This window comes from Streptomyces sp. NBC_01166 (genome assembly GCF_045039765.1).
GTDB lineage: Bacteria > Actinomycetota > Actinomycetes > Streptomycetales > Streptomycetaceae > Streptomyces.
Window position 1 is genome coordinate 205,903 of the sequence record NZ_CP108614.1, and the last position, 14,279, is coordinate 220,181.

The window sequence follows — 14,279 nt, forward strand, 5'->3', positions numbered from 1 at the left end:
CGACTTGACGACCTATAGGAGCTTCAACAGAGCCGCCCCCGGGTACCTCTGCCGTGTGGAGAGGTACCCGGGGGCGACTGGGCGCTGTTCTACTTCGCGACCTTGTACTGCACGGTGGTGTCGGGGCAGGCTTCGGCGAGCTTGAGCAGTGCGGCGCGTTCCTTGTCGTCGGCGGTCAGGCCCCAGCGGAGCTTGGTGCCGGTCCAGTCGGCTCCATAGGTGCAGTGCGCGGCGTCGGCCGGCGGCAGCCACGTGGCGGGGTCTTTGTCGGACTTGGACCGGTTGCTCTTCGCGGTCACCGCCACCAGGGACCGCTCGGCCCCGAGGTCATTGGCGTAGGCCTGGCGGCGCTCGGCGGTCCAGTCGTAGGCGCCGCTGTCCCAGGCCTCGGCCAGCGGGACCATGTGGTCGATGTCCAGCTTCCGCGCTTCGGTCACCTCGACCTCGTCGTAGTACGAACTCCACCCCCCGCCAGTCAGCGCGCATCGCTCCCCCTGCTCCGGCTTCGTGGTCGCCTCCGCCAGGAGGACCTCGGCCCGGGTCTCGCAGCCGTCGTCGTCCTCGTCGACCCAGTGCTTGAAGCTGTCGCGCTCGTACCCCTCCCGCTTCTCGACCCCGGCCGGGATCTTCGCGAGGGCGTCTACGAGCGACAGGCCACCCTCGGCAGGGCCGCCACCGCCCGCACCAGACGGTGCTGCGGCCGAGGCGGACGATCCAGCCGCCCCGGACGGCTTCGCGTCACCTTCATCAACCAGCTGCGGGTTGCACCCGGCCAGCATCACAGCGAGCAATGCGGTGGCGATAGGCAAGATACGGCGACGATTCACTGACGGACTCCCGGTGCTGGGCGGTGTTACACCCTCATGCTCCCAGGGCCGTAAGGCACTTGACAGGCGGTCATATGTGCTGGTCGTCACCACGTAACAAAGGGCTCGGAGACGCACGCCCGCGCCGGAGGCGGAGTCACCAGTCGACGTGAGTGCTGATCCAAGCGGTCAGGCCGTCTTCGTCGTCAGCGGACGGGAGGTCGGGGCCGCAAGTAAGGGGTGTTAGGGACAGCTGCAGGTGGGTGAGATAGGCGTAGGGGCCGTTGTCGGCATGTGGCCCGAGGATCACAGCGTGGGCTGGGGTGCGCCAGATGCGGTGGGTCAGGGGTGGGCCGGTGGCAATGGCTGCGGACGACAGCAGTGTCCTCTCCGGACCTGACCCAAGGTGTTCGGTCACGGCCTGTGCCGCCTCGGCGAGAACTGCTTCACAGGCCTGGTCTGTGGACGGCCGGCGGCCGCTCCAGCCGGGCAGCTGCTGCCAGTCGTCCATGATGTCGTACAGCCAGGGGCCGTTGTCCATGCTGTCGTCCTCCGGGTCGACGGGATAGATCTCGCCGAAGACAAGGAAGCGCCGGGCATCAGGGCGGCCGAACGGCTCATAGCCGTCGGTGCACAGGATATGTCCGTCCCGGGTCCTGACGGAGTCGCAGACCAACTCGTGTTCCCAGCTCCATCCACGCCGCTGTACCTCCGCAGCCATTGCGTCGTCGGTGTCCGGGGCAGCCACAGTTGGTAGGGCAACGAGCTCGGCGACGACAGCCGCGGTCACCGGCCGGTGTGCAAGCGCATGTACGGATATCGGCATGCCGATTACTCTAGAAGAGGACGAGGAGCGAGGAAGAACTACGGCTGCTCGTGCGTCCGCAGAGGACCGGATCACGTGAAAGCGTCTGTTTCTGACCGTCACAGGCAGACAGGTGCGCAGGCCCAGAGTTCGGTGGCTTCGGTCAGGAGTCCGGTGCCGGAGCAGTGGATACCCAGAGACCGGTCGGCGTGCAGGCGTGCGCCACACAGTGCGCAGTTCCACCCCTTGACCTGCCCGAAGGTCAGGCGGGCCAGGTCGAGCCGCGGGTCATGAGCGGTTCCCGGGTGGCTGCGCAGGAGGGGTTCCAGGGTCCTGCGCAGAGTGGGGGTGTCGGCGAGGGGCTGCTGGCGGGGAGTGAGCCAGTAAGGACCGGGTGGTCTCTGCTCTTGCCGGGCCGGCAGGAACACGTGGCTTCCCTCGCCGAGCACTGCGGCGGGGGCCATCGCGGTCCAGGCGTCGGTGGTGCCGGGAGGTACCAGGAAGTACATGGTGCGGGCTCCCGGATTCACGATGACCGGACCGACCTGAGGGCCGAGGCCTCGATGACCTGCAGGCCCAGGAAGCGCGGTACGCGGATCGCGTCCCAGTCCGCACCGGCCGGTGTCATGGCGCCCTCGAATTTCACTGCTGACCTCTCCCGTGCAGCGCTGCCCGTGTCCATCCCGCTCCCCCTGGCCGTGGTTCGAGGTGTGACCGTACGACGAGGAGCGGGCCGCGACCCGAGCTGAGAGTCCGGGTCGCCTGAGGGCCCGGGAGAGCTCAGAGGAGGGTCAGGCGCTCGGCCAGCGCGGTGGCCTGCCTGCGGTAGGCCGGGCGGGCCCGGCCAACGAGAGAGACGACCAGGCTCCTGCCCAAAGTGCTGCGCTGAAGGTCCTGCGGGGCGAGGGCTTCCAGCTCCAGCAGTTGCACTAGCACGGCGGCATCGTCGCGGCGCAGGTCGTAGCAGCGGGCGACTTCCAGTCCGAAGGTGAACTGCCGCTCCCTCGACGGGAGCCGGTCGGTATCGACCCGGTCGGCCAGGCGGAGCGCTTCGGTCGCGTCGCCATCGGTCATCTCCACCGAGACCGCGTGCAGCAGGGCGTTCGTGGGCCCGAACACCGTCCACCTAGTGTTGGCTCAACCGGATCGAGGCCCAGTTCACCGCCCTGCGCTACTTCGCCCTCGACGGCACCGATCATCCCAGCCACGAGGCCCAGGGCAGCATGATCCGCCGCTACATCATCTGGCGGAACAAGCACGCCGCCGACGAGCGCCTACGCGAAGTCGTCACCAGGGCGAACGTCGCTTGACGCAGCGCCAACTCCCTATTGTGCGCTGCCACCTGTCAGCTACTGCGTACTACCGTCGTCGAGTCCAGCGATGACTCTGACGTCCGCTTCGGACATGTCCAGGATCCCGGCGATCAGGCGGGCCTGCAGCAAGTTCGGATTGTGTCCGCGGCGGAGCATGTGGATGGTGGACATCGACAGTCCGGCGGCCCTAGCCATGTCCCTGACCGGAATCCCGCGCTGGTCCATCAACCCGGTGAGCAACCGTCCGAACGGATGGGGCTCCGACCGCCCGGCAGGGGAAACGGCCGGGCCGATGACAACGTCACCGATCTTGGCCTGGAAGCGCATGAGTTGGTCGCCCATGAACCCGACTTTCGCGACGAACGGCAGGCTCTCGCCGTTGTCGGAGGCGACCGTTCCCGGGATCGACACCTCGGTGAACCTCACGGCGGGATCGCAGCGGTGATCCCCGGTCTCTACGGGATGTCTCGGCTGGACGCGGTCGACTCTCCAGTCGCGGTTCCACCACGGAAGGTCCTGCAGCGTCTGGTTGAAGAAGGGCGGCAGGACGGTCATGTCCACCGGGTCCGGAGGATTCTTCTGACCTCCCCATATGACACCGGGCCAGTACCTCAGCGCCGTGATCACGTCCGCCGTCAGCGCGCGGTTGGCAGTCTCCACGGCCACCCTCTCCCCCAGTCGACGGAGCAGTCTCCCACGGCGGGGCGAACGTTGCCTGATGCGGCACTAGTCGGCGGCATGTTCAGTTCGCTTGCGGGTAGTTGAGCGCCTGTTCACAAGGCTATGCGAGTGAAGGGTGGGGATAGTGAGGCTACTGCGATTCAGACTTCGCCGAGTTCTGCGCGAGTTGACAGCCTTGAGCGTGGTTGCGGGGGCGACCAGCGCCTGCATTGCGTTGGCAGCACCGACGGTGCAAGCAGCGGTTGGATAGTCGGCGCTTGTCACTAGCGACACCGACCGTGACTCAGGCATTTGTGGGACCTGAAACCTTTGGTCGTTGGCGTCCTCCTTCGCTGGTCAGGGCTTGACGTGGTTGCGGACTGCTGGCACAGAGGGGGCTCCGCCGTGTAGAGGTCGGCCGTGTTCAGGCTCGTTCTTCCCGTTCTCCGACGATCGGGCGTGGCCCACGGTTGCCGGGCCTTGTTCCCGAGACAACTCCCCCTCCCGGCGGCGGCAGCGCGAGATGCCAGCAGATGCGCTTTGCCGGTGCCCCCCCGTACGGTCGGCCTGAGCGCTCTGACAGGACGACGCTCGCCCTGGCCCCGCGGCCACTTCGCACGTACGCGGGGCCAGCTGTCTTTTCGACGTATCCGTCTGTCAGCCAGTCTGGCGGCCCCGCGCTAGACGAGGGGGGCCGACGTTCGGTCAGTAACTTGGCACGCGGACAAGGGGAGCGAAGCCCGACTCCCCCGGTGTGAGCTCCGACATCCGCGTACTGACTGTCGGCTTCCGAGCGCTGGGAGGCAAGTCTCAGGGGCGGACTCTGCTGGCGCGGAGGCAGCGGAGTTATCACGTCGTGATAGCTCTGGCTGGTCCACCGTCCTCCTCGGGGTGGGGGCTGGTGCTTCAGGATGGGGACAGCCTCTTCACTCCCCCGCCGGGTTCGGTCGAGGGCTTCTGCACAGCGGAAGCAGCTGCTCGGGCATCCGATGGTTCGGTCGGCGACGTGCCGTAGAGACTTGGGGCGGCGTCCTGACGGTCCTCCCCCAGCCCACCGCTACTGAGCTCTCAAGTCGCTGCCTGCAGTATCTGGTGTGCGGACTGTACGAACTCGGCCTCGGTCTGCGAGGCCATGCGGCTCTGTGTCTGTCCGACTCTGCGAACTTCGTCAGGGGTCGAACCCTCGTCGAGGGCATTGCGAACGGCCCGGTACATCCGCCAGATCTGGTCCTCGAATTCCTTCGCAGTGACCGCGACCTCATCGGGCCCTTCCAATGTGACAAGGCGGCGGCAGCGTACAAGGCGACGATGAGCGTCCTCAAGAGCGCTCCTGAGGGGCCCGCCCTCCATAGTCTCTGCGGAGCGTGACAGTGCGAGGATCGTGACCTTGGTGTCGTGGGCTACCTCAAGGAGTTCCCGGTAGGTCTGGGCCCGCCTCTCGCGAAGCCAGCGCGCGTGCTCATGGACCGTTCAATTTCCTGTGCTGCGGCAGCATCCTTAAGCCTGCGGCGATCGCTTAGAGCGGCAAGCAGGCCTGTCAGCCCACTTCCTGCCAGCACCCCGGCTGTCGTAGAAACCTTCGTACCTATGTCTGCCATGGCCGTGGACCATGCCACTCGTCCGCAGGTCTCACGTAGAGGAACTTCGGACTCAGAGGTCCCAACAAGGCCTTTGCGTGGTTCGGGGGCTGATCGATCAGGCGGCTTCAGTGACCGATGTCGCATGCTTCGTAGCTCTTCAGCCCGACCGTCAGCAGGGGCGGCACGAGTGTGTGCATGTACCAGCTCAGGTCGGTGAACTCGACCGAGTCAGGTAGACGCCGCCGGTTGATGGTCGGGAGGAAGCTGCAGGTCATGCGGCCAGGGAAGAACAGGAGCTGACCGCCTGTGCTCGCCTTCCCGTGGTAGATGCAGACGGCCACGTGGTGGTTCGCGTTCTCGGGTGCGTCAAGGATGGCCAAGACATCCTGCGTGTGGTCGCGGGTTGTGGTCCGCCAGTCGTATAGGTCGTCGTCGTCGTTCACCATGAACGAGAGCGGATCCTCCAGCGCCCAACCGGTGGCGGCCAAGGCCGTGATGCTGGCGCGGACCGTGAGCTCGTGGGCGAAGGTGAAGTCGATGTCTGCGGTCCTGGACGACACTGATGGCCCCCGGTGAAGGTTCGACGGCACCGCATCGTTGCCGAGGATGTGACGAACTGTCGACCGAATTGCGGATCAAGGATCCTGGCAGAGGCGTTGGACGTGGCGGTAGGTGATGAGGCAGGTGGCGAGGCCGAGGAAGGCTTCGTGAATGTCGTCGCGTCTTTCCCAGCGGACGCGTAGGCGCCGGAAGCTGTGGAGGGAGGCGATGGTGCGTTCGACGACCCAGCGGTCGACGCCAAGGCCGGAGCCGTGCGGGATGCCGCGGCGGGCGATCACCGGTTTGATGCCCTGGGCCCAGACGAGACGGCGGTACTTGTCATGGTCGTAGCCCCGGTCGGCCAGCAGCACGTCCGGCCGGCGTCGTGGTCTGCCGACCAGGCCCGCTACGGACGGGATCCTCGCAAGCAGAGTCAACAGCTGCGTCACATCGTTGCGGTTTCCGCCGGTCAGCGACACAGCGAGTGGGATGCCCTGCCCGTCGACAAGGATGTGGTGCTTGCTGCCCGGACGTGCTCGGTCGACCGGGCTGGGTCCGCTTTTGGGTCACGTCGGGCAGCCCGGACGTGGGTGGAGTCGATCACCGCCCGGGACCAGTCCAGCTGCCTCGCCGAGCGCAGCTTCGTCAGCAGGACTGCAAGGAGCCGGTCCCACACCCTGGCCTCGTTCCACGCGGCAAGGCGCCGCCAGCACGTCATGCCGGACCCGAAACCGAGCTCCTGGGGCAGGTACTCCCACTGAATGCCGGTGTGCAGCACGAACAGGGTCCCGCACAGAGCCCGCCGGTCGGGCACTCGCGGCCTGCCTGCAGGCATCTTCGGCACCGGGACCGGCAACAACGGCTCGATGAGCAGTTCATCCGAGACGATCCACGGCCGGGAGTTTCTTTTTGCTACGGATGACCCAACGAGCATCCAAGCCGACAGTCGCATGATCAACGGCTTCTGTTAGGACCTCTTGGTCCTAACGAACCATCGAGCTGTGTTCGGGGAGAGCCGGGTGGACTCGTGGTTCGGCAGGTCGCCGAGCCGACCCGCCGAACCATGCGTTGCCGATGACGGGGCGGCGCTCGTACTGGCCCTGGCCACTTCGCACATATGCCGGGGCTAGCTGCCGATCGTGGTGGGCCGTCTGCCCGCCGGTCCCGAGGCGGCCCCACATCCGACATGCGGGGCGACGCCCGGGTACCCCACTCTCGAGCCCTCCGTTCGACCTCAGAGATTTGCGGCTCAGCTGCTGGCCGCCTCGCTGTGTACGCTGCGAAGCCGCGACAAAAGTACTTGTTGTTGCTCGGCGTCCATCTTCTTCAGTACGAGTTCCGCCACGGCGTCACCGTCGTGCCACGGCATGTTGGTGACGCGGACCAGCGGAGCGAAGCCCGACTCCCCCGGTGCAAGCTCCGGGACGTCCGCTTGGTGGTTGTCGGCTTCCGTGCGCTGGGCTGGCAATTCTTCAGGGGTGGTCTCTGGTTTCCCGGCGGCGGCGGAGTTATCACGGCGTGATAGCTGTGGCTGATCCACCGGCGTCATCGGGCTAGGAGCCGGTGTCTCAGGCTGTGGCAGGGCAGCTTCCTGAATCACATCCGCGCGGGGTGCGACAGGGGACTTCGCCTCTGTGGATGCAGCAGCTCGGGCATCCGCCTTCTGTCGTTGCTCCTCGGGGGCCAGCTTGGCCAAGTTCCGCACGTGCTCGATCTTTCGACGTCCGGCGACAAGGTCGGCCTGCAGCTCGGGGTCGAGGTCGAGGATCGACAGCTTCGAGGAGATGGTCGATTGCCCGATGCCCAGCCTCTTGGCTGCCTTGTTCTGTGAACCGTAGAACTCTACGAGCTTGCGCAGCGCTTGGGCTTGCTCGAGGGGGTTCATGTCGTCGCGGTGAACGTTGGCGACGAAGGCTGCTTCGAGGAGGGATTCGTCGGTGGAGACGAGGGCGTTGTCGACGCTGACCCGGATCTTCGGAGCGCCGGCGAGCCGGGCGGCTTCGAGTCGGCGATGGCCGTCGATGACGATGAAGCGGGCGCCTTCGTCGAGGTCATCTGCCCGGTCTGGGCGTTCGGCGAGGTATGCCTCGACGCTGGCGATCGTGATTGCGTTGATGAGTCCGATTTCTCGGATGCTGTCGGCAAGTCCGTCAAGGTCGCGGAGTTCTTCACGCGGGTTGTCGGGGTTTTGGCTGATGACACCGAGGGGGAGTTCCGTGGGGTCGGGAACTCCGTCGGTGGGCGCGCCAGTGGCGGCGCCGATGGCGGCGCGGCGGGCACTGATGGGGCGGGCCTGTGCGAAGGAGGCTCCGGCGCCGAGGTTCTTGGCCTTGCTCACTTGCTGATCTCCCGGGCGAGGGCGCGCAGCGCGACTGATTGGTCGCAGCGGGGCGCGTAGGCGAGGAGGGGCCGCTTGGCGCGGACGGCCTCCTTCTGTTCTTTGAGGTCTCCGATGACGCCGACGACGCGGGGATCCTTTATGTCCATCCAGGACTGTAGGGAGGATGTGGCGATGTAGCCGCGGCGGGCGTCGTAGTGGTTGACGACGAGTCCGAGGTAGTCGACGTCGAGCGCGAGGTCGGTGCGCATGTCCTCGATTTGGGACGTGAGGAGTCCGTAGGCGTCGGCGCTGCTGTCCTCGGCTTGCACCACGATGAGAGCTCCGGAGTTGCCAGGGGATTCCTGGGGGCGGCGTCGTCCGTAGTAGGTGGCGGCGTCCATGCTCAGGCCGAGGCTGGGCGGGCAGTCGACGAGGATGACGTCGTAGTCGGCTTCGATGGGGGAGAGGGCGCGTTCCAGGGAAGCCTCGCGTGCTCGCACAGATGCGAGGCGCACGTCGAGGAGGAAGGCGTCGGTGCAGGCAGGCAGGAGATGGAGTCGCTCACCGAAGCGCTCTTCGTCGATGGGGACGATGAGGTCGCGGAGTTCGCCCTTGCCCTCTCCGGCCATGTGATTGGTGAGGGAGTCCCCACCGATGGGGAGGGGCTCCTGTCCTAGCTGGCGGGTGAGGTGGCCCTGGGGGTCGAAGTCGACGAGCAGTACTCGCTGGCCGAGGCCGGGGAGGTCTTCGAGGGCGAGCGGGTCCTGGGTGCTGGTCTCGTCTGCGGTGAGTAGAGCGGCGAAGTGCTTGGAGACGCGTACGGGTACCAGCGCGGTGGGGGATTCTGCGAGGGCTTCTCCGGTGCCGGCGGTGATGGCGGTTTTGCCGACCCCGCCCTTCTGGTTGCAGACGATGAAGCGGCGGACGATCTCGGGGCGCTTCACGGCTGGCGCGGGATTGATGTCGAGCCACATTTGCACGGACTGCGCGAGGCCCTGGATGAGGGATACGCCTCGGAGTTTGCAGTCGGCGCGGAATCCTGACCAGAGCTCGGCTGGCAGGAAGGTAGCAAAGGACTCGGCGCCGCTCGTGTCGATGGGGCTGAGGTTGGATCCGAGGCCGCGCCACGCTTCGATGCCAGCTTCTACGGCGTCTTGCATGTCGAGGTTGTGCTGAACAGCACGGATCTTCAATTCCTGGCGGAGCCAGGAGGGCAGTTTGGAGACGACTTTCTCGCGGTCGCCGCTGGTGTCAGGTGACGTCATAGTCCGACACTCTACTAACGCGAGAGATCGACTTGCTACGCCACGCGTTAGCTAGGCATGTTTTTTTGCATTCATGGGCTATCACGCCGTGATAGCTGCCCTGCCTACCCTGCTGTGTGCCACCCGCACGGGCGCATCAGAACTGCGCACCTATCACGGCGTGATAGGTGCGCACTCACTGTCGACCTATCACGCCGTGATAGGCCAACGGTGCTTCACCGCATCCACCAATCACGTCGGCGAGGATCGGAGCGCGCAAGGTCTACGACGTACGCGGTCAGAGCGAGTGACGACGAGCCAGGCAAGAAGGCCTCTTGCTTCGACGCCGAGAGGGCGCCCGCCCCGCCGCGGCGGACCTGTAAGGCGATGGTGGGTGGGGATAGAGCATGTAAGCACGACGACCCGGTAACAGAAAGACCCTCAGCCTGCGATCTTCGGGGGAGGGTCAAGGAGGGGGACGCCTCGGCGCTTCGGTAGACGCTCGGGGGCATCATCACCTCGCTCTGCGAGCGCAACACTCACAAGACGCTGAGGGAGACTTCACAGTCCTAGGGATGCCGTCTCATGGCACGGTCACATGGGAGCTCCAGGCGATGCGTAGTGATTCAAGTAATCCTGCAGCCGCGGCTCGAGCACTGGCAGTTCACCGTCGTTGACCGCATGCCAGAGCCGGTTCTCGAGCCAGAACCGATGGGCAAACTCTTCGAACGACGGCGCACACCACAAGATCTCGGCCCTCTGCTCCTCTGCATCCTCGAGGTCGGTCTGTGTCTCTTCCCCGTCGCGCCGCGCCTCGTACTCAATCTCGTAGTCGAGGTCGGAGTACACCACGAACGCCTCGCTCATCGGGCGGAGGTAGAGGTACCAGATGACGCAGTCCTGCTGATCCCGGAAGAACCGCACCAGGAAGGCATCGGGCTCGACCGGACTGGACAGCGGCGCCGAGAGATCCGTCCAGCACCCAGTTACCGAGACTTCGTCCAGCGAGCCGTACAGATTCTCGGTGGTCTGGAACGTGACGAAATCCTGCGGCAAGGAGAGGCCCTTTGCGGCCAAGTCTGTTGCCAGGTCGCTGAGCTTCATGACCTGCCGAGGGATGGGGTCGCCGGCGTTCCCGAGCCATCCGAAGGCACCCGTGAACTGGCTGGAGTCCAGTGGCGGCAGACTCTCGAGGGAGTAGTGCTCGTAGGTGTATCGGCAGGCACGGTACTTGCCTAGGTCGGTGGCGCACCAAGCGGCATCGAGGTCGACCGAAGACAGGTCAGACGCTGACTGTTCACTCATCGGAACCCCTGAATGGTCGCTGGGAGCGGAGCTGTCGGCGCCAGCATCGCATTGGCCCCCGACAACTCCTGCCAAGGAGCGGCCGTGGACAGGCCCTCAGGCTCGGTCGAGAGGGCCAACGTTGCCTGTTACGCGTAGCTGCCACGGGCACGTCAGGGGCTGCGCTCTGGCGCATCTCCAGTTCGCCTGAGGGCACAGGGGCGGACATCGATTCCCCGCATCTCAGCTGCTTGAGCTATCACGCCGTGATAACCGTGCCGGTCACTAGCGGATGGGACGTTGGACATCAGTCTGGAGCGAGCCTCTTGCTTGGCCCAGCGGGTCAGTTCAAGCCCTCAGCCGTTCCACGGATGACCTATCCGGGCGATGGAGGCGCGACCAATCGGGCCAGAACCTCCTGGGTGCGGTCTGGCAACTCTCTGGAGCTCGACTGTTCGAGACACAAGGACGATGGAGATCGGGCGTCTACACCCCGGTTCCGGGAGTCGCTTCGGTTCAGATGCTGCTCATCGACCGAAGGGGAGGATGGGAGCGCGGGAGGTAGTTGCTGGCGACGAAGTGAACGATGCACGGCCACAGGTGCCGACAGGCAGAATCCGAAGAGACCACCAACGCCCAATGGGCCCTCGCCAGCGATGCCTGTGAAGCCGCGTTGGCTGCCCGGTGCTCCTATGCTCTGGTCACTACATAGCCCGCACCGCTGAGGGCGCGATGCCACCCCAAGCCGACGAGCCGGTAGACCTTGCCGGAGTTCGATGAGGCTGGTGAAGCGCGAGATCGCGCCCTTCGCTTCGCTTTGCCATCTCCATGCGGGATTCGGGCTGGGGCTGACTCCCTGAACCCCACTACCGCCCTTCCCGGCGGGCGGTGAGGGCCGTACTGAGATGCTCGCAGGTATTGGTGCCTGCGCAGCGCCTCGATACCCAGGAGCTGCCGGTGGAGTGGCGGCGTTCGTATTCGGCGAAGCGTTGCGCGATGGCTCCGGAGCCTTCTGCGCTGCCGACCTAGCTGATGCTCTCGGTCCAGGCGGGGACGTCGGGATCGTCGCGTCCCGGCGGGGGAGTGAGGGTGTTGAGCGTGAAGACGTAGAGGCACAGCGGCTGACCGGGGGAGTGCCACAACCGCAGGTGCGTATTGCTGCGGAAGTCCCGCTTGGGAGAAGGCCGGTGTGTGTAATGAACGCCAGGGTCTGGTCGGCGATCGGGCAGGGCAGCACAGTTTCCGGTGCTGTTGCTCGGGCTGATAGTGAGATAGATCGGCGGTGATGCCCTGGGGGTACCACTCGCCGACCGAGCCGGTCCGATCCTGTCCGGCGTGACCTCGTGCGTGCCCTTGGGATTCGGGACGTTGAGAGTCGAGAACGGCGGGGCAGGGACCGTCGGAGCCGGTTAACGGTGAGGGCGGAAGATCACAAGACGGTTCGCTGCTCCAGACCGAGCGCGTATAGGGACGAGGCTTGGGGTCACAGCCGGTGTGGAATCGGGGTGCTGGTCGGGGGCCCGGTCCGGAGCTGTGGGGCCACGTGTATCGGGGGAGTAGCGACCGGCTGGCTAGGAGGGAGGGTCGTTGGGGGAGTGGGCGGCTCTTCGATTGGCGTCACGGTGCCGACTGACCTCATGGAGTTCGGAGGTGGCTGGCATGTTGGTGATCGCTTCGGCGGCGCGGTCCCTGCTTGATCAGGAGCTCGGCCACCTCCCACGCCGGTACGTCGGCATCGGCTCTGTGGAGGGTGAGGGCCGCTTCAACGCGCCCCGACTGCTCCAGGAGCCTTGCGATGCTGGACGTCAGTCCGTACAACTCCGTGGGCGAAGTCGCAGTAGGCAAGGGCCTTCTTACCGGCCGGCGTCACCCAACAGCCAGAGCCGGGGTTTGTGTGGAACCAGGAAGGGTGCTCTTCGACGAACTCGGCGTCGCGCTCGTCGAGCATCGCGACGGCGTCGTCAGAGCGTCCGGACGTGTACAGGAGGTGGATGACGCCCTCCATGAGGCAGGCATCGTGGTAGTCGAACGTGGGGTGACCCACCTCCACGGCCTCGTCGAGTCGGCCCTGGCGGCCCCAGTGCATTCTGTCCGAATCTTCTGCGGAGGCGATGACTCCCCGTAGGACTGCCTCTTCCTGCTTGGCCTGCCCAGAGAGTCTTCGAGTGCCATGGCGTAGTGGGGGAGAACGGTCAGCGAATGCTCCCCGGTGCTCAGTGTTCGCAGTTCCTCAAGGCGCTCGTGGCGCTGAAGAAGCTCGGCATAGGCGACGAGCGTGTTCTGGGCCAGGAAACGGCCGGGGGTATGTCAGCTCCGAGCACCTGGACGGCTTCGTTGACGTGGCTCGCACGTTCCAGGGACCTGGGCATGCAGCTCCTGCGCGTTGCTGGCGTCGAAGCTCCATTGGCCCGCGGCGCGGGCGCTACGCGCCTGTTGGGCTCTCGGAGCGATGAGCTCCAGCATCCGCTCGTCACGGTCCTGTCCCTCGGTCATCTCGACCAAAGCGGAAAGCCGCCACGCCCGGTCGAGACGCGGTGCGGGGACAGCTATCGCCTCGTCCACCTGCCTGGCCGTGACCAGCAGCCTAGGTGTATTGATCACGGTTCAAATGGGGCGGGTATTGCCGCCGAAGGTGAACCGGTCGCCGATGGCCGCGCAGAGCCGGGGGTCGGCGGAGGTCTTGGTCCAGCAGGAGTAGGACTCGTTGGAGGCGCGACGCTGTTCTTCTTCTTGTGTTCGGGGTGTGCGGCATCCCGCCGACCCGTTCCCGCCCTGGATCCAGCGCCGCCGCCCGGTCGGAACCCACGCGGACAGGGGCTACGACTTCGACCACCTGCGAAGATGACTGCTTTGTAGGCAGATCGTGCGGCGCATTGCCCGCCGCGGCATCGAACCGTCCGGCCGTCTGGGCCGGCACCGCTGGGTGGTCGAGCGCACGATGTCCTGACCGAACGGCTGCCGTCGCCTGCACCGACGCTACGCAGCGCAAGGCCGAGCACTTCCTCGCCTTCGTGGGCTTGGCCACTCCCTTGATCTGCTGTCGGCGCCCTGCCCGACCAAGACATCCTTGGATACCTCAGGACGCGGCTAGAAAGCAGGAGGCGCGGGGATGATTGTGCAATGGACAGCAACCGCCTTGGAAGCGGGCCGGTTCTCCGCGACTGAGCGATGTCCAGACCTGGCGGACCTGGCCGCTCACTTCGATGGGCTGCGTGTCGGCGGTCAGGGCTACCCCGAAGTCCGGCTGTCGGACAGTGAGTTTCCCGTGCTGTCCCTGGGCTTCCAAGATGATCAAGCGGTCATCCATCTGTTCGAGGATGCCGATCGGTCGGCCCTGCTCGTTGGCGACGGTACAGCGGCAGCGGACTTCGTAGTCCCAGCGCCGTTCATGGGCGACCTGGCTGAGTTCAGTGGCGGCTTCGTCCTGGCTGTCGATCGCGCATGGAACCTCCTGGGCGACTTCATCCGGGCGGGCTCGCCTGCCACGCTGGGGGAGTGGCACGAGGTGTAATTGCGGCCCGAAAGCCGATCAAGACAGGGTTTCAGCTCCCAACTGCTCCATCTCCGAGAGAAAAAACGCCTGTGTGCCCTTCTGGCGGCCTGTAGCGGCTCGCAAGGTCCGCTTACACCAGCCACTCCGCAAACGGCTGCCCTTGGGCCAATTCTGCGCTTCAAGTTTTGGCTCGTTTGTGAGAAATGAACGGTTCACCCGATATGACAGAGCCTC

General features: G+C 65.7%; 13 protein-coding genes and 2 pseudogenes. 3 read left to right on the forward strand and 12 right to left on the reverse strand.

The features are described from left to right. Window positions 1–89 precede the first annotated feature (89 nt). From OG379_RS40620 to OG379_RS40640, 5 genes are all read right to left on the reverse strand, one after another. Complete coding sequence (locus tag OG379_RS40620) at window positions 90–827, reverse strand: HNH endonuclease family protein (RefSeq protein WP_331735358.1); 738 nt, start codon at window positions 825–827, stop codon at window positions 90–92. A 136-nt stretch (window positions 828–963) separates the two neighbouring features. After that, a complete protein-coding gene (locus tag OG379_RS40625; protein ID WP_405668987.1) occupies window positions 964–1,596 on the reverse strand; it encodes a hypothetical protein in 633 nt (210 codons plus the stop codon). Window positions 1,597–1,730: 134 nt separating this feature from the next. Next, window positions 1,731–2,120 carry a hypothetical protein gene (locus OG379_RS40630; protein ID WP_331735364.1) on the reverse strand — a complete coding sequence of 130 codons (390 nt, stop codon included), beginning with the start codon at window positions 2,118–2,120 and terminating at the stop codon, window positions 1,731–1,733. Between the two features lie 17 nt (window positions 2,121–2,137). After that, entirely contained in the window at window positions 2,138–2,293 is a 156-nt protein-coding gene (locus OG379_RS40635; RefSeq protein ID WP_405668989.1) for a hypothetical protein, read from the reverse strand. A gap of 98 nt (window positions 2,294–2,391) precedes the next feature. Continuing rightward, window positions 2,392–2,730, reverse strand: coding sequence for a hypothetical protein (locus OG379_RS40640; RefSeq protein WP_331735367.1), 339 nt, complete (start codon window positions 2,728–2,730; stop codon window positions 2,392–2,394). Between the two features lie 14 nt (window positions 2,731–2,744). On the opposite strand from OG379_RS40640, the pseudogene OG379_RS40645 reads away from it, so the two are divergent. Next, window positions 2,745–2,921 (forward strand): annotated as a pseudogene (locus OG379_RS40645) (transposase); the annotation flags it as partial. 39 nt (window positions 2,922–2,960) lie between these two features. Here OG379_RS40645 and OG379_RS40650 read toward each other — a convergent pair. The 7 genes from OG379_RS40650 to OG379_RS40680 all read right to left on the reverse strand — a co-directional run bounded on the left by OG379_RS40650 (window position 2,961) and on the right by OG379_RS40680 (window position 12,638). After that, the gene (locus OG379_RS40650; protein ID WP_405669070.1) at window positions 2,961–3,479 is read right to left on the reverse strand and encodes a multiprotein-bridging factor 1 family protein; all 519 of its coding nucleotides are present in this window, start codon (window positions 3,477–3,479) and stop codon (window positions 2,961–2,963) included. 1,810 nt (window positions 3,480–5,289) lie between these two features. After that, a complete protein-coding gene (locus OG379_RS40655; protein ID WP_331735375.1) occupies window positions 5,290–5,724 on the reverse strand; it encodes a hypothetical protein in 435 nt (144 codons plus the stop codon). A 75-nt stretch (window positions 5,725–5,799) separates the two neighbouring features. After that, a protein-coding gene (locus OG379_RS40660) for an IS5 family transposase (RefSeq protein ID WP_405668992.1) occupies window positions 5,800–6,638 on the reverse strand; the annotation gives its coding sequence in 2 pieces (ribosomal slippage) (window positions 5,800–6,269 and window positions 6,269–6,638; 840 coding nt in all). A gap of 315 nt (window positions 6,639–6,953) precedes the next feature. Then, entirely contained in the window at window positions 6,954–8,042 is a 1,089-nt protein-coding gene (locus OG379_RS40665; RefSeq protein WP_331735381.1) for a ParB/RepB/Spo0J family partition protein, read from the reverse strand. Further along, a complete protein-coding gene (locus OG379_RS40670) occupies window positions 8,039–9,289 on the reverse strand; it encodes a ParA family protein (RefSeq protein ID WP_331735384.1) in 1,251 nt (416 codons plus the stop codon). Before OG379_RS40670 ends, OG379_RS40665 begins: the two co-directional genes overlap by 4 nt. 573 nt (window positions 9,290–9,862) lie before the next feature. Beyond that, a complete protein-coding gene (locus tag OG379_RS40675; protein ID WP_331735387.1) occupies window positions 9,863–10,573 on the reverse strand; it encodes a hypothetical protein in 711 nt (236 codons plus the stop codon). Between the two features lie 1,741 nt (window positions 10,574–12,314). After that, the gene (locus OG379_RS40680; protein WP_331735390.1) at window positions 12,315–12,638 is read right to left on the reverse strand and encodes a hypothetical protein; all 324 of its coding nucleotides are present in this window, start codon (window positions 12,636–12,638) and stop codon (window positions 12,315–12,317) included. 696 nt (window positions 12,639–13,334) lie between these two features. On the opposite strand from OG379_RS40680, the pseudogene OG379_RS40685 reads away from it, so the two are divergent. Further along, window positions 13,335–13,665, forward strand: a pseudogene (locus OG379_RS40685) (transposase); the annotation flags it as partial. Further along, window positions 13,662–14,063, forward strand: a complete 402-nt coding sequence (locus tag OG379_RS40690; protein WP_331735392.1) for a hypothetical protein — start codon at window positions 13,662–13,664, stop codon at window positions 14,061–14,063. The pseudogene OG379_RS40685 and the gene OG379_RS40690, both read left to right, overlap by 4 nt. Window positions 14,064–14,279: the final 216 nt, after the last annotated feature.